The sequence below is a fragment of the Sporacetigenium sp. TC11 genome, from assembly GCF_058146105.1.
The window spans coordinates 119,963-139,165 of record NZ_JBYVNY010000004.1 but is presented as its reverse complement, the minus strand read 5'-3'; the positions used below and the strand labels follow the sequence as shown (position 1 = coordinate 139,165).

Here is a 19,203-nt window from a genome sequence, read left to right as displayed (position 1 = left end):
GACAAAATATATATAACTTTATCTGTTAATTATTATATCCATAATATGACAAAATAATCAAGGAGGAATCATGAATATAAAGTCATTAAAAATTTTAGAATACTACAAAGTTATAGACATGTTAAAAGACAAAACATCGTCTTCTTTGGGTTTGAAATATATAGAAAAGCTAAAACCTAGTTCAAATTATAATGAAGTAAGTCAAATATTACAAGAAACTAGTGAGGCACAAGCAATACTAATAAAAAGGGGTGGATTAAGCCTAGGTGGAATCTACGATGTAGAACTCCAGGTAAAAAAAGCAAATATAGGTTCATCACTTGACCCTGGACAATTACTTATGGTTGCAGATACCTTAAGAGCTGCAAGAGTATTAAAAAATACACTTTCAAATACTAATGAGGAAAATTATAACTATCCTATAATACAAGGACTAGCCAATTCATTGTATACCTATAGAGATATAGAAGAAAAAATATACAATGCTATAGTGAGTGAAGTAGAAGTATCAGATAATGCATCATCAACTTTAAGGGATTTAAGAAGGAGAATAATTCAAAAAAATCAATCTATACGTTCAAGGTTAAATTCTATAATAACTTCTACTACATATCAAAAATACTTACAAGATGCAATAATATCGATTAGAGGAGATAGGTTTGTAGTACCAGTTAAATTAGAATATAGAGGTCAAGTACCAGGTATAGTTCATGATCAGTCATCATCTGGAGCTACATTATTTATAGAGCCTATTTCTATAGTAGAGATGAACAATGAGCTAAGAGAGCTAAGACTTAAAGAAAATGAAGAAATAGAAAGAATACTAAAAGAACTATCTGGATATATAGGAGAAATAAGCAATGAAATAATATCAAATCAAGAGATATTAGGAAAGTTAGACTTTATATTTGCAAAAGGAAAGCTGTCTATTAAGATGAAGGGTATAGAGCCTGTACTTAATGAAGATAAATATTTAAATATAAAAAATGGTAAACATCCATTACTTAATATAAATGAAGTAGTACCAAATACTATATGGATTGGAAAAGAATTTCATACATTAGTTATAACAGGACCTAATACAGGGGGTAAAACTGTTACTTTAAAAACTGTAGGATTGTTTACACTTATGGTTCAAAGTGGCCTTCATATACCTGCTGATTATGGAACTAGTATGTGCGTATTTGATAATGTTTTTGCAGACATAGGAGATGAACAAAGTATAGAACAAAGTTTGTCTACATTTTCATCACATATGACAAATATAGTATCTATACTAAGTGATATTACAGAAAATTCATTGGTGTTATTTGATGAATTAGGTGCAGGAACTGATCCTATAGAAGGAGCTGCACTTGCTATATCGATACTAGAAGATGTGCAAATGTCTGGGGCTAGGTGTATAGCAACTACTCACTATAGTGAAATAAAAAGTTATGCTTTAACTAAAGAGGGAGTAGAAAATGCGGCTGTTGAATTTAGTCTTGAAACATTAAGCCCAACATATAGACTTTTAATAGGAGTTCCAGGAAAATCAAACGCATTTGAAATATCAAGTCGTTTAGGCCTTAGTGAATATGTAATACAAAGGGCTAAGGGATTCATAAATACTGAGAATATACAATTAGAAGATTTACTGCAAAATATAGAAAAAAATAGGCTTAAATCAATAGAGGAAAGAGAAGAAGCTCAGAGGTTGAGAGAAGAAATACAAAGATTAAAAGAAGCATATGATGAAAAAATATTTAAGATAGAACAACAAAAAGAGAAAATAATAGAAAATGCTAAAAAAGAAGCATATAAAGTAACTAAAGAAGCAAAGGAAAAAAGTGATGAAATAATAAAAGAGCTAAGAGAACTAGAAAAAGAAATGGCTTCAAGAGAAAAAAATAAAAAAGTAGAAGATTTAAGAAGAGAAATATCAAAATCCATGGAAGGTTTACAACCTAGTGTACAGAGTATGATAGTTCCTAAATTGGCTAAAAAAGAAATAAAAGACTTAAAACCTGGAGATGATGTAAAAGTTGTAACATTAAATCAACAAGGAAGTGTACTATCGGTTGATAATACTAAAAAAGAAGCTCTAATCCAAATAGGTATAATGAAGATGAATCTTCCTTTTGCATCTCTTGAAAAAACAAAAAAAGATCCTAAATCTACTGTTACACAAAGCACTAGAAAGATAATAAAGTCTAAGTCTAATAGCATAAAATCTGAAGTAGATTTAAGAGGAATGAGATTTGAAGAAGCGATGGAGGAAATAGACAAGTATTTAGATGATGCTTATGTTGCAGGTCTTGAGAGGGTAACTATTATACATGGAGTGGGTACAGGGGTAATTAAATCAGGTATAAGAGAGATTCTTAAAAAACATAAACATGTGAAAACTTATAGAGAAGGTGCATACGGGGAAGGTGGAGCAGGAGTTACAATAGTAGAGCTTAGGTAGGTGATAGTATTGATATTAGTTTCAGCTTGCTTGGTGGGTGTAGATTGTAAATATAATGGGGGAAACAATAACAACAGCAAGGTTTTAGAATATATAAAAGATAAAAAGTATATATTGGTATGTCCTGAACAACTAGGAGGACTTCCTACTCCAAGGATACCATCAGAAATAGTTAATGGAGAAGGAAAAGATGTAATAAATAAAAAAGCTATAGTAATGAATAAAGAAGGAAGCGATGTAAGTTTAAATTTTATAGATGGAGCCTATGAAACTTTAAAAATAGCAAAATTATATGGTTGTAGAGAAGCAATATTAAAGGCGAAAAGTCCGTCTTGTGGAAATAAGCAAATATATGATGGAAATTTTAAAGGTAGTCTTAAAAATGGCATGGGAGTTACGGCTGCAATTTTAACTAAAGAAGGAATTAAAGTAGTAAATGAGAATGAAATATAAAATAAAGTATAATAATACAGGTAAATACTTGAAAAAGTTTATAGTTTAATTTATTATATTTTAGGAGTACACTTAAAAAACAATAAGTTACTATAGTTCATGTTACGAACATAAAGTAGGTATAGTTTATACTAATAAGAGTGGTAACACGAGATTTTGCTCTCGTCTCTTAAAATTTTTAAGAGACGAGAGTTTTTGTTTGTTAATACTGCCAATTGGAAATAATAAATATGTAAAAATTTAGGAAGGAGAAATAATATGCAGGATTTTAAATTAGAAGTTGCCAAAATTTTATCACAGCAAATTAATGAAATGACTTTAGAAGAAATAATGGAATCAATAGAAATACCTCCAAATAAAGACATGGGTGATTATGCATTCCCTTGTTTTAAGTTAGCAAAAGTATATAGAAAATCACCAACTATGATAGCACAAGACATATGTAATAAAACACAAAAGACTGAGTACATATCGAATATAGAAGTAGCTGGAGGTTATGTAAACTTCTTTGTTGATAAGACAATATTAGCTAGGAATGTTATAAATGATGTATTATCAAAAAAAGATAAATATGGACATAGCAATATAGGAGAGGGAAAAACAACGATAGTAGAATTCTCATCTCCTAATATAGCTAAACCATTTCATATAGGACATGTTAGAACTACAGTTATAGGAAATTCATTATATAAAATATATGAATCACAAGGATATAATACAATTAGAATAAATCATTTAGGAGATTACGGAACTCAATTTGGAAAGCTTATTGTTGCATTTAAAAAATGGGGTAATGAAGATGAAGTAAAAGAAAGTCCTATATCTGCTTTACTTAAGTTATATGTTCAATTCCATGAAGAAGTAGAAAAAGATGCATCATTAGATGATGAAGCGAGATTATGGTTTAAAAAGTTAGAAGATGAAGATGAAGAAGCGGTTAAATTGTGGAAGTGGTTTAGAGATGAAAGTTTAAAGGAATTTAGCAGAGTATATGATATGTTAGATATAGAATTTGATTCTTATGCAGGTGAAAGTTTTTATTCAGATAAAATGCCAAGAGTCATAGACCTTATGAATGAAAAAGGTATAATGAAAGAATCAAGAGGTGCTCAAATAGTAGATTTAGAAGAATACAACATGCCACCGGCACTTATAACTAAAAGTGATGGTTCAAGTTTATACATAACTAGAGATATAGCAGCAGCTATATATAGAAAAGAAACTTATGATTTTGAAAAATGTATATATGTAGTAGGATCTCAACAAAACCTTCATTTCCAACAATGGTTTAAAATAATTGAACTTATGGGATACGAATGGGCAAAAGATTGTATACATGTTGCATTTGGAATGGTTAGTTTAGAAGAAGGAACTATGTCTACAAGAAAAGGTAGAGTAGTATTTTTAGAAGATGCCTTAACTAAAGCTGTAGAAAAAACTAAAGAAATAATAACAGAAAAAAATCCAAATATAGAAAATCTAGATGAAATAGCTAAACAAGTTGGTGTAGGAGCAGTTATATTCCAAGAATTATCTAATAACAGAATAAAAGATTATGTATTCTCTTGGGATAGAACATTAAACTTTGAGGGAGAGACAGGTCCATACGTTCAATATACCCATGCTAGGTCGTGTTCAGTACTTAGAAAAGCAAACCAAGAAATTACATCGGATATAGATTATAGTTTATTGAGTGATGAAGACAGTGCAGAAGTTATAAAACTAATAGGTTCGTTTAATAAAAATATACTGTTAGCTATGAGAAAAGATGAACCTCATATAATAACAAGATTTGCCCTAGATTTAGCACAGGCATTTAATAAGTTTTATCATGATAATCCTATATTAGTGGATGATATAAACGTGAGAAACGCTAGACTTGCACTTGTTGAAGTTACAAGACAAACAATAGAAAATGCATTAGCTTTATTAGGGATGAAAGCCCCTCACAAAATGTAATTTTAAAACAACTAACAAGTTTTGTCGAAAAATAATACTTTACATCTAAAAATATCATATTGTATAATTAGAATATAGAAAAATATATATGGATGTAGCATATTTACAAATTAATAAATTTATATATGCTACTACCCCCCCTACACTTGTGACAGCTATATAGCTGTCATTTTTTTTAATTATAGCTACATAATCGATATATAAATTGATAAAAATATAAATTGTTGTATTATTTATGAGGAAGTGATTATATGGATAAAGATAGTAGATTAAAAAATGGGTATATTAGCGCTTTTTTATGTGAAGATAAATATCTAAAAGATATGATTATAATAAATACAAAATGTTTAATAGATGATAAGATAAATAGATGCGTTTATATTGATTACAATAGGTTAAAAAGCGAACTTACATATTATAAGTTCTATGGTTCAAAGAATATCAATTTTTTATATAACTTAAATATTTTACTACCTATAATTATAGCTAATACAAATTTAGATAAGAGTGAAAATGAAGTTATAAAGAATATAAGATATTATGTTTTATTTAATAAAATAAATGACTATCTATACGACTATATATTATCATCAGTAGTTTATAATTACACATTACATATGATTTTAAATAATATCAAAATAGAATACTTTGACTTGCTTCAACAAATAAAACAAAGAATAATAGAATTTAAAATTGATATAGATAAAAGTGAGATTATATTATTTGAAAAAAATAGAATTAAATATATACAGACTATAGATAGATATATAAATAATAATCATTTTGAAAATAATGAAGGAAATATTATTAGTAATTTTTTGAGTTTATTGTATAAAATATATGTTGAAGATCAAAATGAAGTTATAGAAGGACTTAAGAGCATAAAAAATTCTATATTATCTATATTAAAGTTTGACATAAATCAAGATAATATAGACAATATAGAATTTATAAATTTAATGGCAAATTACATATTAAAGTTAAGAAATTATGAAGTAAATAAAAAAGTTTTTGCTGAACAAATAGATCCAAGAACAATAATAAATCTAAATATAGGAGATACAAAATATGACCCTATATTGAATAACATAAAAGTATTAGATAAAAAATTTGATAATAATATATTAATTCTGAAACTAGAATCTAAAAGTGGTAACTATATATTTAAATTTAGGAAATCTTAATTTTCAGATTCTAAGTATTCAAGGAATGATTCTTCATTAGTATTAGTTAGGAAACATAGTTCCTTTACTATATTATTTTTTAAATTAACAAATTCTTTTAAATTAGTATTTTCATAAGTATATTCTAAAGATTTTATAATAAGTAACAAATCTCTCTTTGATAATTCATCTATAGATACTTTGTCAAATTTCTCCATGACTGACTCCTTTCTATTGTAATTATAATTATACGTAATACAAATAGTTCTATAAAACTACAAAAAAACCTTTTTAAAAATAAAAAAATTTATAAAAAATTTAATGAAATTTGTAAAAATAATATAGTATCTAATAGAATTAGAAGTTAAAAATGGATAAATTAATAGTATTGTGGTAATATATAATGATAGATTTTAAGAGAGGTGAAATATTTTGAATATACTTTTAACAACTTTAAATTCTAAATATATACATACGAACTTGGCTATAAGGTATTTAAAAGAGTTCACAAGGGATTTAATAAATTGTAGTATGGAAGAATATACAATAAATAATAATTTAGATTACATATTAAAAGAAATATACAAGAAAGAATATGATTTAATAGCTTTTTCTACATACATATGGAATGTTGATGATACATTAAAGCTTTGCGAGAATATTAAAAAAATTAATCCTAAAATAAAGATACTTTTGGGCGGGCCTGAGGTGTCTTTCGATAGCATGAACAAAATGGAAAAATATGACTTTATAGACTATATAATATGTGAAGAAGGAGAAGTTATATTTAGAGAGTTCATAGAATACTTACTTGGAAAAAAAGACATAAAAGATATAAATGGGATAGTATATAGAAACGAAAAAGAGATAGTACAAAACAAACCTAGTGATCTACTTAAAAACTTAGATTTAATACCAAGCCCTTACGACAATATGGACAAAAGTGAATATGAAAATAAAATAGTTTATTATGAAACATCTAGAGGATGTCCATTTAACTGTCAATATTGCCTATCGTCTACAATTAATGGACTTAGATATTTTAGTATAGATAGGGTGAAAAAGGATTTAAAAAATCTTATGGATGCAAGGGTATCACAAGTTAAGTTTATAGATAGGACATTTAATGCTAATACAGAATTTGCAATGGATGTAATGAACTTCTTGATGGCAAATGACAATGGACATACTACTTTTCACTTTGAAGTTACTGCACATTTAATAGATGATGAAATGTTAGAATTCTTAAGCGGATGCAAGGAAGGGCTATTCCAATTTGAAATAGGAGTACAATCTACTAACAAAGAGGCATTAGAAGCTGTAGGACGAAAGGATGATTTTGACAAATTATCTTATGCAGTTAGGAAGGTATCTTCTTTTAGAAATATACATCAACATTTAGATTTAATAGCTGGACTTCCCTATGAAGATTATAAAAGTTTCGGGAGATCATTTAATGATGTGTTCAATTTAGGGATAGAACAGGTACAACTAGGTTTCTTGAAAATGATAAAAGGAACTGGAGTAAGGGCTAACGCTAATATACACGGTTATAAGTACAAGGACTATCCACCTTATGAGATATTATATAATAACTATATAAATTATAATGAGATTCTAAAACTAAAGGATATAGAAGAAATATTAGAAGTTTATTATAACTCTAAGAACTTTAGTTTATCTATTAAATACTTAATATCAAACTATTATAAGGAGAATCCTTTTAGATTCTTTGAAGAGTTTTCTAGTTACTATGATGAGAATGGACATTTTAAGGTTTCTCAAGGTAAGAATCAATTATATAATATACTGTTAGATTTTTATGAATACAAAATAAGTAGAAATATTGATTTATTTAAGGAAATTTTAAAATACGATTATGTATCACTAGGAAAGTCGCCTAATATACCGAAATTTATTGATAAGTATGAATTAGAAGATTTTAAAAATAGATGTCACTTATTTTTACAAAATGAAGACAACGTAGAAAAATATATACCTAAATTCAAAAATTCTGCAGCTAAAAACATAATAAAACACGTTCACTTTGAGGTGTTTAAGTATAATGTAATAAATTTAAAGGAAGAAATAAATAAAGACTTAGAACAAGAGATTACTACTGTATTATTTGTTTACGATAATGATAAAAAGGTATTTGAAAAATCGAAATCATATGTAGTACAAATGTAGGAGGATGACATATGAAGTTTAAAATAGAAAAACATATATTAAAAAAATCAGATGAGTTAGCATTTATTAGAATTAAAGAAGATATAGAGTTAAATTTAGAAGGATATAATGTTCCAAATGGCGGACTAGATGTACCTATTAAAAATGAAGTTTTAGTAAAAGGTATAAAAGAAGGTACTGCCCAAAATAACCTTAATTTAATGTCTATAGCAGATGGAATGATATATATAATAGGAATAGATTACAAATTTAAATATAATGAAGAATATAAAAAGTTTTTGAAAGCGTTAGAAGATAAAATAAACGTAAATTTTAAAGAATATATTGGATATATGGGAAGAAAAAAATTCGAAGAAGGAGAAATGACAGATTCTCTTGTTTATTTTAAATCTCTTATAACTATAGACAAGAGTAATATAAATGGATTGTATCATTATGCATTGGTATGTCAAGAACTAGGTAAAAATCATCAAAAAAATGGTCAAGAAAAAGAGATGAATGAATTTTTATTAGAAGCATTAGATAAATTAGAAATTATATTAGAAATAGATCCTAGTTTTGCTCCAGCTTTTTATCAATTAGGATATCACTACTATAACCAAAGCCAGTATATTAAGGCAAAAATAACTTGGGAACAAGGGTTAAAGTTAGGCCTAGATGAAGAAAGTACTATGGAAATACAAGAACAACTTGGCAAAATACAAAGTAAAGTTCAATATGAAGAAGGCTATAATTTAGTATTTCAGGGTAAAAGTGATGAAGGACTAACAAAACTCATTCCACTAGTTGAAGAATACCCTGAATGGTGGAATTTATTATTTATAATAGGCCTTGCTTATAAAGATATGCAAGATTTAGGAGAAGCTATAAGTTATTTTGAAAAAATACTTATACTAAAACCGAGACAGGTAGATACATTAATGGAGTTAGGATTGTGTTATTCTATGATTGATATAGATAAAACTATAGAATACTTCCATAAGGCATTAGATATAAAGGAAGATGCTGAAATATTATGTAATTTAGGAATGGCATATTTAAATAGAGGCGACGTCGATATTGCTAGAGATTACATAGAAAAAGCATATGAGTTAAACCCTGAAGATGAAATAACTGTAGCCTGTATGAGAGAATTAGATAATCACTAATAGTAAAAGGTGTAGAATATATTCTACACCTTTTTAATTTGAGCAACGGACCTACTTTTCAAGGTCGTTGGCGACATGAGCATCGCGAATTTTATCCTAATGCAACATCTAATATCATCATAATAGTAAAACCAAATAAAGTCCAAATAGTTGCTAAGTCTGTGTTTTTGGCAAGTTGTGATTCTGGTATAAGTTCTTCTACAACTACGTATATCATAGCTCCTGCAGCAAAAGCTAAGGCGTAAGGAAGTATTGCTTGCATGTATATAACTGCAAATGCACCTAGCACACCTGCAATAGGTTCTACCATTCCTGAAGCCTGACCGTAAAAAAAGCTTTTTCTTCTAGAAAATCCTTCTCTTCTTAGTGGCATTGAAACAGCGGCTCCTTCAGGGAAGTTTTGAAGACCGATACCTATGGCAAGTGCAATAGCACCAGTTAATGAAGCTGCTGGAAGATTTGCAGCTACAGCTCCAAAGGCAACTCCAACAGCCAATCCTTCAGGTATGTTGTGTAGAGTTATAGCTAAAACTAATAATATACTTCTATGAAATCCAGTTTTAACTCCTTCTGGCTTGTCAAACCCGACGTGTAAATGAGGAATAACCTTATCAACTCCCCAAAGGAATAATCCACCAGATAAAAATCCTATAGCAGGAGGAATCCATGGAGTAATTGAAGTTTTTTCAGACATTTCTATAGCAGGAGCAAGAAGGGACCAAAAGCTTGCAGCTATCATAATACCTGCAGCAAATCCCATCATTCCATCTAATACTTTTCTATTTACAGATTTAAAGAAAAAAACTAATGATGCTCCAAGAGCAGTTACCCCCCAGGTAAATAGAGTTGCACATAGAGCTTGAATAATAGGGTTTAGATCTTTAAAGACATCTATAATCATATGATATTACCTCCGTGGTATTTATAAACTGACATTATATTCATGAACAAAATTATTTATTCTATAAATAATATATTAACTTATAAAAATTTTGTTACCAAAATGTGGACAAAAAGTGTTAATATAGTATTGCGAATAAATTTTAAATATTACAAATTTTAAAAATGACTTTTAAGGGGGATTATGTATGATTAAAAAACTAGATGACATAATGATTAAGTTAAAAAATGACACAAAAATGAGATTAGCAGTAGCTGCAGCTGAAGATAAAGAAGTTTTACATGCAGTATTTGATGCAAAAAAAGAAAACATAATAGAGCCTATATTAGTAGGGGATGTAGAAAAAATAAAAAAAATAACAGAAGAACTAGGAATATCACTAGATGATGTAGAAGTTATATCAACAAGTAGCCTAGAAGAAAGTGCAAAAACTGCTGTGAAGTTAGTTGCAGATAAGAAGGCAGATTTTGTTATGAAAGGTTTATTAGATACATCAATATTGTTAAAATCAGTACTTGATAAAGACTATGGATTAAGAACTAATAGTTTATTAAGTCACGTTATGATATATGAAATACCTGCATACCATAAATTATTAATATTAACAGACGGAGGTATGAATATAGCTCCAACATATGAACAAAAAGAAAAGATACTTATGAATTCAATACAAGCTGCAAGATCTTTAGAGCTAGATATTGTAAAAGTAGCATGTTTAGCAGCTAAAGAAAAAGTAAGTCCTAAGATGGAAGCAACTGTAGATGCAGATAAGCTATCACAAGCAGGAAAACAAGGCATATTTGGGGAAAACGTTATCGTAGAAGGGCCATTGGCATTTGATTTAGCAGTTTCTAGAGAATCTGCAGAGGTTAAAAAGTTTGAAAGCAACGTTAGTGGAGATGTAGACATATTAGTAGTTCCAACAATAGAGGTTGGAAATGGAATAGGAAAAGCACTTACATATATGGCTAATGCTAAGTCTGCAGGAATAATTATGGGGGCAAAGGCACCTGTAGTACTAGTATCAAGAGCTGATAGTCATGAATCAAAGTTATATTCAATAGCTTATGGGGCATTAGTAGCTAATGGAATGTATAACAATTAAGATGTTAATAATTAATTAACTATAAATTAGGGGGTAACATTATGAAATTACTTATGACTGGTAATGAGGCCGTTGCCAGAGGATTTTACGAAGCAGGGGGAACTGTAGCAGCCGCATATCCTGGTACTCCATCTACTGAAATACTAGAAAATATGGTTGACTATAAAGATGTGGTATATTCAGAATGGGCTCCAAATGAAAAGGTAGCAATGGAAGTAGCAATAGGAGCGTCTATAGCAGGTGCAAGATCTTTAGCTGCTATGAAACATGTAGGAGTAAACGTTGCAGCAGATCCACTTATGACTTATGGTTATACAGGAGTAAATGGAGGATTTGTATTAATATCAGCTGACGATCCAGGACTACACTCATCTCAAAATGAACAAGATAATAGATACTATGCTAAGTTTGCTAAAATAGCTATGATAGAGCCAAGTGATAGTCAAGAAGCAAAAGATTTTATTAAAGAAGCATATGATATATCTGAGAAGTTCGATGTTCCGGTATTATATAGACTTACAACAAGAATATGTCATTCAAAAACTATAGTAAAACTAGGAAATAGAGAAGAAAAAGAAATGAAATCATATTCTAAAAATATATCTAAGTTTGTAGCGACTCCAGCAAATGCTAAAAAACTTCATGTAGTAGTTGAAGATAAATTAAAGGCATTGGAAGAATATAGTAACAATTCTCCGTTGAATACTATGGAATTAAATAATAGCGAAATAGGTGTTATATCATCAGGTGTAGCTTACCAGTATGCGAAAGAAGTTTTCGGAGATGATGTATCATACTTAAAATTAGGATTTACTCATCCACTTCCATTTGAAAAAATAAAAGATTTCTCATCAAAAGTTAAAACATTATATGTAATAGAAGAACTAGAACCATATATAGAAGATCAATTAAAAGCTTTAGGTATAGAGTGTATAGGTAAAAGCCAAATACCTAATATAGGTGAACTAAACCCAGATATAGTTGCTAAAACTTTATTAAGCAAAGAAAATAAAACAATAGAAAACCTAGATGTGCTAAAATCAGAAGTTATATCTAGGCCACCTACTTTATGTGCAGGATGCCCTCATAGAGGCTTATTCTATGCATTATCTAAAAAGAAAAATGTTATGGTAACGGGGGATATAGGTTGTTATACGTTAGGTTCTGCTGAACCGTTAAATGCTATGGATACATGTATATGTATGGGGGCATCTATAAGTTCAGGACATGGAGCTCAAAAGGCATTTAATGTTAATAACGTGGATAAAAAAGTTGTATCGGTTATAGGCGATTCTACATTCTTCCATACAGGTATCAATAGTTTAGTAGATGTAGCATACAATAAAGGAAATTCTGTAAGTATTATACTAGACAATAGAATTACAGGAATGACAGGACATCAACAAAACCCGGGAACAGGATATACTTTAATGGGTGAAGATGCTAATATGATAGACATTCCAAAACTTTGTGAAGTTATAGGAATCAAAAACGTACAAGTTATAAACCCACTAAATTTAAAAGAAACTGATGAAGCTTTAAACAATGCATTATCATCATCAGAACCAAGTGTTATAGTAACACAATGGCCTTGTGTTCTTAAGAGAATGACAGAACATGATAAAAGATCATTTGATTTAGCTCCTAAGAGATTTAGTGTAACTGAAGATAAGTGTAAGAGTTGTAAAATGTGCTTAAAGTGCGGATGTCCAGCTATATCTTTTGAAGGTAAGAGTAAAATAGATCAAAATTCATGTGTAGGATGTTCTGTATGTGAACAAATATGTCCATTTGATGCTATAGAAAGAGTAGGTGAATAATGATGAGTAATGTGAAAAATGTATTATTAGTAGGTGTGGGCGGACAAGGTATAATACTTGCATCTAAGATATTATCTTCTGGATTAGTAGATGCAGGATATGATGTTAAAATGTCAGAAGTACATGGTATGGCACAAAGAGGCGGTAGTGTTACTACTCAAGTGAGATATGGACAAAAAGTATATTCACCTATAATAGGAAAGGGACAAGCTGATGTTATAATAGCTTTCGAAAGACTTGAGGCTTTAAGATATTTAGAATACTTAAAACCTGATGGTATATTAATAGTAAATGATTTCAAAATACCAGGTGCAACAGTATTATCTGGGAAAGAAGTATACCCAGAAGGAGTAATAGAAAAATTAGAAGAAAATATAGATAATGTAATAAGTTTAAATGCAGCTGAAGAAGCTATGAAATTAGGAAATATAAAAGTTCAAAATATAATAATGCTAGGGACTATAGTTAAGGCCTTGAATATAGAAGAAGTAGATTGGTACAAATCTATTCAGGAAAATGTTAAGGAAAAGTTCATAGATATAAATATTAAAGCTTTTGAAATAGGAAAGAACATAGAAAGAAAAGCATTAGAAGAAAATTAGGTTTAACTTTTAACAAAGTTATTTTAAAACATTCTTCGACAAGAAAGGCTAACTGACAAATATGAATATTCATAAAATTTAACAATCGAAATTTAAAGGGTTTTTTAACATAAAATTTATATTATATGACTAAAAAACCCTTTTTTTTATATTTTTATATGGTATAATCAAATTGAGAATACAAAATTTACCAAGAGGAATAGAAAAAGATTGTTTTAATTTTAACTATTGCCTCATATAATTAAGGGAAAGAAAAAGTTACATAAGGGGGATAAAAAATGGATGAGAAATTAATGTCAATTGACAAAGCTACCCAAGAGCTATTAGTGAAAGCTCAAAATGAGGGTATAGAAACTATGTTTGACAGAAAAGCTGCTATGAAAGCTTCTTGTGGATTTGGATTACAAGGAACTTGTTGTAGAATATGTCACATGGGACCTTGTAGAATAACTCCAAAAACTCCTAGAGGTATATGTGGAGCTGATGCAGATACAATAGTAGCTAGAAACTTTGCAAGAATGGTAGCAGCTGGGGTTTCCGCTCACTCTGATCATGCAAGAGATTTAGCTTATACTTTGTATGATGCAAGTCCAGAAGGTAATTATCAAGTAAAAGATGAAGCTAAATTAAGAGAATTAGCTCAATCTTGGGGAATAGATACAGAAGGAAAAGAAACATATGATTTATCTAAAGAAGTAGCAAGAATGGCATTAGAGGACTTTGGTAAGCCTTTTGGAATACAAAATATGGTTAAAAGAGCTCCTAAGAGAAGACAAGAAGTTTGGGAAAAAAATAATATACTTCCAAGAGCTATAGATAGAGAAATAGCTACAATAATGCACTCTACTCATATTGGATGTACATCTGAAGTAGAAAGTTTAATACATATGTCTATGAGAACATCTTTGGCTAATGGCTGGGGTGGATCTATGATGGGTACTCATATAAGTGATATTTTATTTGGAACTCCAATACCTAGAGCAACAGAAGCTAACTTAGGAGTACTTGAAGAAAGTAAAATTAATATAGTGCTACATGGTCATGAACCAACTTTATCAGAGATGATAGTATTAGCTTCAGAAGATCCAGAATTAGTAGCCTTAGCAAAAGAAGTTGGAGCTGAAGGTATAAACTTAGCTGGTATGTGTTGTACAGGTAATGAAGTTACAATGAGACATGGGGTTAAAATAGCTGGTAACTTCCATCAACAAGAATTAGCAATACTTACAGGTGCTGTAGAGGCTGTTATAGTTGACGTACAGTGTATATTCCCAGCATTAGCTAAATTACAAGATTGTTATCATACTAAATTAATAACAACTTCTCCAAAAGCTAAAATAGAAGGAGCTAATCATATAGAATTTAATGAACATACTGCGTACGCAGATGCTAAGAAAATAGTAAGAGAAGCTATACTAAACTTCAAAAATAGAGATAACTCTAAGGTGATGATACCAGAAATGAAGTCAAGTGCTATACTAGGATATAGTATAGAAGCGATAACAAATCAATTAGATAGAGTAGTTAATTCTCAAACAGATGTACCAGGAACAGTTAAGCCATTAGCAGATTGTTTAAAGGCAGGAGTGTTAAGAGGTGCAGCGGGAATAGTAGGATGTAACAACCCTAAATCAAAAGCTGATGAAGGCCATATTGCGATAATGAAAGAATTAATCAAAAATGACGTAATAGTTGTAACTACAGGATGTGCTGCACAAGCTGCTGCAAAGGCTGGTCTGATGACCAAAGAAGCTAGGAAATTAGCAGGTAAAGGTCTAGCTACAGTTTGTGAATTAGTAGACATACCACCGGTACTACATATGGGATCTTGTGTTGATATAAGCCGTATATTGGAATTAGTTGGAGCTACAGCTGAATTTTTAGATATGGATATGTGTGACTTACCAGTTGCTGGAGTTGCCCCAGAATGGATGTCGGAAAAGGCTGTTGGTATAGCAACTTATGTTATATCTTCAGGAGTAGATACATTCTTAGGAGTTATGCCTCCAATAAGTGGATCTGAAAAGGTATTAAATGCTTTAACTACTGGTGCAGAAGAAAAAGTTGGAGCTAGAGTTTTTGTAAATGAAAATCCACAAGAGCTAGCTAAAATGATAATTGATAGAATAGAAGAAAAACGTGTTCGTTTTGAAAATTTAGTTATAGAAAGAATGAATAATAAAGAAATTTCACAAGAAGAAACTTTAGAAGCTGCGACAACAAAAGCTTAATATTCAAACATAATAACGACAAAGGGTGATACTAATGAAAATAGCTATAACTGGTAAAGGCGGAGTAGGTAAAACTACATTCTCGTCTATGTTATCAAGATTGTTTGCTGATGATGGATATAGAGTTGTGGCTGTTGATGCAGATCCTGATGCTAACCTAGCGTTAGCATTAGGATTTCCTAAAGAAGTTTCTGACTCTATAGTTCCAATATCAGAAATGAAGAATTTGGTTTCTGAAAGAACTGCTGCTGATGCTGGAAGTTTTGGCAAAATGTTTAGAATGAATCCAAAGGTAGATGATATACCAGAAAAATATTGTAGAGAATATAACAAAGTAAGACTTCTTACAATGGGAACTGTTGATTCAGGGGGATCAGGTTGCGTTTGTCCGGAACATGTATTATTAAAAAGACTTACATCTCATTTAATATTACAAAATAAGGATGTTGTAATAATGGATATGGAAGCGGGAATAGAACATTTAGGTAGAGGTACGGCTCAAGGAGTAGATGCTTTTATAGTAGTAGTAGAACCAGGGGAAAGAAGTTTACAGACATATAGAAAAGTAAAAAAATTAGGTGACGATATAGGGGTAAAACAGGTTTTAGTTGTTGGTAATAAAATACGAAATGAAGAAGATGAAAAATTTATAATCAAAAACGTTGAGAATAGTGAATTGTTAGGATTTATTCATTACAATCAAGGTATAGTAGATTCTGATAGGTCAAATAAATCTCCGTACGATAGTAATATAAAAGCTATAGAGGAAATACATATTATTAAGGACAAATTAATAAAGGGGGATTTTTAGAATGGGATTCAAAAGCGATATAGAAATAGCTCAAGAGGCGAAGTTACAAGATATAAGAAACATAGCAAGCAAATTAAATTTAACTGAGGATAATATAGAGCTATACGGAAAATACAAAGCAAAAGTAGATTACAATTTATTAAAAAGAGATAACGGTGGCAAAAAATCTAAATTAATATTAGTAACAGCTATAAACCCAACTCCAGCTGGAGAAGGTAAAACAACAACAACTATAGGAGTTGCAGATGCATTATCAAGATTAGGTAATAATACATTAGTTGCTCTTAGAGAACCATCTTTAGGACCTGTATTTGGCGTTAAAGGTGGAGCAGCTGGTGGAGGTTATGCTCAAGTTGTTCCTATGGAAGATATAAACTTACACTTTACAGGAGATTTTCATGCTATAGGAGCAGCTAACAACCTATTAGCTGCTATGATAGACAACCATATTCACCAAGGAAATAGTTTAGGAATAGATCCAAGAAAAATAACTTGGAGAAGATGTGTTGATATGAATGACAGACAATTAAGAAATGTGACTAATGGATTAGGCGGAAAAGCACATGGAATGCCAAGAGAAGATGGTTTTGATATAACTGTTGCTTCAGAAGTAATGGCAGCATTTTGCTTAGCAAATGATATATCTGATTTAAAAGAAAAATTAGGAAATATAATAGTAGGTTATACATATAGTGGTGAACCAGTAATGGCTAAGCAGTTAAATGCTCAAGGTGCTATGGCTGCATTACTTAAAGATGCATTAAAACCAAACTTAGTTCAAACATTAGAAGGAACACCTGCGTTTATTCATGGTGGCCCATTTGCAAATATAGCTCATGGATGTAACTCAGTTATAGCAACTAAAATGGCAATGCACTTTGCTGATTATGTAGTTACAGAAGGTGGATTTGGAGCTGACCTAGGTGCTGAAAAATTCCTAGATATAAAATGTAGAAAAGCAGGTTTAAGCCCAGATGCTGTTATAATAGTAGCTACAATAAGAGCATTAAAATACAACGGTGGAGTTACTAAAGATAAATTAAATGATGAAAACTTAGAAGCTTTAGAAAATGGGCTTCCTAACTTATTAAAACATGTTGAAAATATAACACAAGTATTTGGATTACCTGCTGTTGTTGCTATAAATAGATTCCCTCTTGATACTGAAGCGGAACTTAAGTTAGTAGAAGATAAATGCAAAGAATTAGGAGTTAATGTTGCTTTATCTGAAGTTTGGGCTAAAGGTGGAGAAGGTGGAGAGTTAGTAGCTAAAGAGATAATAAGATTAATAGAAGAAGATAACAAAGATTTTAGATTCTGCTATGAAGAAGATATGAGTATAAAAGAAAAAATAAATGCTATAGCTACTAAAATATATGGTGCAGATGGAGTTGATTTCACTGTATCGGCAGAAAAAGAAATTCAAAACTTAGAGAAATTAGGGTTTGGTAATTTACCAATATGTATGGCAAAAACTCAATATTCTTTAAGCGATGATCCAACTAAATTAGGAAGACCAACTGGATTTAGAGTAACTGTAAGACAATTAACAGTATCTGCTGGTGCAGGATTCATAGTTGCTCTTACAGGAGAAATAATGAAGATGCCAGGATTACCAAAGGTTCCTGCAGCTGAAAAAATAGATGTAGACGAAAATGGATTAATAAGAGGGTTATTCTAGTATTTATTAAATAAAATGTAATTAAATAAGCTTTAGGGGGTCAAGGCAATGAAATTAATAGAAAAAAATTCTATAGAATTTATTGATGTCCTTGCCTCTAAAGCACCTGTACCAGGTGGTGGTGGTGCAGCTGCTTTAGTAGGTGCGGTGGGAATGGCTTTAGGGAGTATGGTATGTAATTTAACAATAGGTAAAAAGAAATATGCTCAGTACGAAGATGATGTAAAAGAAATATTGTTTCAAGCTGAAAAAATACAAAAAGATTTACTAGATATGATAGATAAAGACGCAGAAGGTTTTCTTCCGTTATCTAGGGCTTATGGACTTCCATCTAGCACAGATGAAGAGAAAAAAATAAAAGAAGAAACTATGGAAACTGCATTAAAATTAGCTTGTGAAGTACCTATAAAGATAGTAAGGACATGTTATGATTCTATAAAGCTACACGAAGCTTTAGTAGATAAAGGATCTAAACTTGCTATAAGTGATGTAGGCGTAGGTGTTCAATGCTTAAGAGCTGCACTGCTTAGTGGTGAGTTAAATGTAATAATAAATATAAATTCTATAAAAGATGAGGAATATGTACATAAAGTAAAAACTGAAATTAGCAATTTAGTTAATGAAGGTGTAAAAATAGCAGACGAAGTATATTGTGAAGTAGAAAAGATATTAGGTAAGTAAAATCGCAAA

At 30.2% G+C, this 19,203-nt stretch carries 15 protein-coding genes; 13 read left to right on the top strand and 2 right to left on the bottom strand.

The window, feature by feature from the left end; translation table 11 throughout:
• The first annotated feature begins 70 nt into the window (after positions 1-70).
• The 4 genes from ACUSRV_RS08470 to ACUSRV_RS08455 all read left to right on the top strand — a co-directional run bounded on the left by ACUSRV_RS08470 (position 71) and on the right by ACUSRV_RS08455 (position 6,045).
• Positions 71-2,449, top strand: a complete 2,379-nt coding sequence (locus ACUSRV_RS08470; protein WP_490141506.1) for an endonuclease MutS2 — start codon at positions 71-73, stop codon at positions 2,447-2,449.
• A gap of 9 nt (positions 2,450-2,458) precedes the next feature.
• Positions 2,459-2,902 carry a 2-thiouracil desulfurase family protein gene (locus tag ACUSRV_RS08465; protein ID WP_490141505.1) on the top strand — a complete coding sequence of 148 codons (444 nt, stop codon included), beginning with the start codon at positions 2,459-2,461 and terminating at the stop codon, positions 2,900-2,902.
• A gap of 258 nt (positions 2,903-3,160) precedes the next feature.
• Positions 3,161-4,861, top strand: a complete 1,701-nt coding sequence (gene argS / locus ACUSRV_RS08460) for an arginine--tRNA ligase (protein ID WP_490141504.1) — start codon at positions 3,161-3,163, stop codon at positions 4,859-4,861.
• A gap of 251 nt (positions 4,862-5,112) precedes the next feature.
• A complete protein-coding gene (locus ACUSRV_RS08455) occupies positions 5,113-6,045 on the top strand; it encodes a hypothetical protein (protein WP_490141503.1) in 933 nt (310 codons plus the stop codon).
• Here ACUSRV_RS08455 and ACUSRV_RS08450 read toward each other — a convergent pair.
• Positions 6,042-6,242, bottom strand: a complete 201-nt coding sequence (locus ACUSRV_RS08450) for a hypothetical protein (protein WP_490141502.1) — start codon at positions 6,240-6,242, stop codon at positions 6,042-6,044. The genes ACUSRV_RS08455 and ACUSRV_RS08450 overlap by 4 nt on opposite strands.
• 214 nt (positions 6,243-6,456) lie before the next feature.
• Here ACUSRV_RS08450 and ACUSRV_RS08445 point away from each other — a divergent pair, with 214 nt between their 5' ends.
• Positions 6,457-8,214 (top strand): B12-binding domain-containing radical SAM protein, encoded by a 1,758-nt coding sequence (locus ACUSRV_RS08445; protein WP_490141501.1) that lies wholly within the window; start codon positions 6,457-6,459, stop codon positions 8,212-8,214.
• Between the two features lie 11 nt (positions 8,215-8,225).
• Positions 8,226-9,362 carry a tetratricopeptide repeat protein gene (locus tag ACUSRV_RS08440; RefSeq protein ID WP_490141500.1) on the top strand — a complete coding sequence of 379 codons (1,137 nt, stop codon included), beginning with the start codon at positions 8,226-8,228 and terminating at the stop codon, positions 9,360-9,362.
• 91 nt (positions 9,363-9,453) lie between these two features.
• On the opposite strand, the gene ACUSRV_RS08435 is transcribed toward ACUSRV_RS08440, so the two are convergent.
• Positions 9,454-10,263 carry a ZIP family metal transporter gene (locus ACUSRV_RS08435; protein ID WP_490141499.1) on the bottom strand — a complete coding sequence of 270 codons (810 nt, stop codon included), beginning with the start codon at positions 10,261-10,263 and terminating at the stop codon, positions 9,454-9,456.
• Between the two features lie 187 nt (positions 10,264-10,450).
• Here ACUSRV_RS08435 and ACUSRV_RS08430 point away from each other — a divergent pair, with 187 nt between their 5' ends.
• The 7 genes from ACUSRV_RS08430 (at position 10,451) to ACUSRV_RS08400 (ending at position 19,194) form a co-directional block, all read left to right on the top strand.
• Entirely contained in the window at positions 10,451-11,368 is a 918-nt protein-coding gene (locus ACUSRV_RS08430; RefSeq protein ID WP_490141498.1) for a bifunctional enoyl-CoA hydratase/phosphate acetyltransferase, read from the top strand.
• Between the two features lie 41 nt (positions 11,369-11,409).
• Positions 11,410-13,188: an indolepyruvate ferredoxin oxidoreductase subunit alpha gene (gene iorA / locus ACUSRV_RS08425; protein WP_490141497.1), complete on the top strand. Its 1,779-nt coding sequence runs from the start codon at positions 11,410-11,412 to the stop codon at positions 13,186-13,188.
• 2 nt (positions 13,189-13,190) lie between these two features.
• On the top strand, positions 13,191-13,790 hold the full coding sequence (locus ACUSRV_RS08420) for an indolepyruvate oxidoreductase subunit beta (protein ID WP_490141496.1): 600 nt from the start codon (positions 13,191-13,193) through the stop codon (positions 13,788-13,790).
• Between the two features lie 278 nt (positions 13,791-14,068).
• Complete coding sequence (gene cooS / locus ACUSRV_RS08415) at positions 14,069-16,021, top strand: anaerobic carbon-monoxide dehydrogenase catalytic subunit (protein ID WP_490141495.1); 1,953 nt, start codon at positions 14,069-14,071, stop codon at positions 16,019-16,021.
• A 34-nt stretch (positions 16,022-16,055) separates the two neighbouring features.
• Entirely contained in the window at positions 16,056-16,832 is a 777-nt protein-coding gene (locus ACUSRV_RS08410; RefSeq protein ID WP_490141494.1) for an ATP-binding protein, read from the top strand.
• A 1-nt stretch (position 16,833) separates the two neighbouring features.
• A complete protein-coding gene (locus ACUSRV_RS08405) occupies positions 16,834-18,513 on the top strand; it encodes a formate--tetrahydrofolate ligase (protein ID WP_490141493.1) in 1,680 nt (559 codons plus the stop codon).
• A 48-nt stretch (positions 18,514-18,561) separates the two neighbouring features.
• On the top strand, positions 18,562-19,194 hold the full coding sequence (locus ACUSRV_RS08400; RefSeq protein WP_490141492.1) for a cyclodeaminase/cyclohydrolase family protein: 633 nt from the start codon (positions 18,562-18,564) through the stop codon (positions 19,192-19,194).
• The last annotated feature ends 9 nt before the right edge of the window (positions 19,195-19,203 follow it).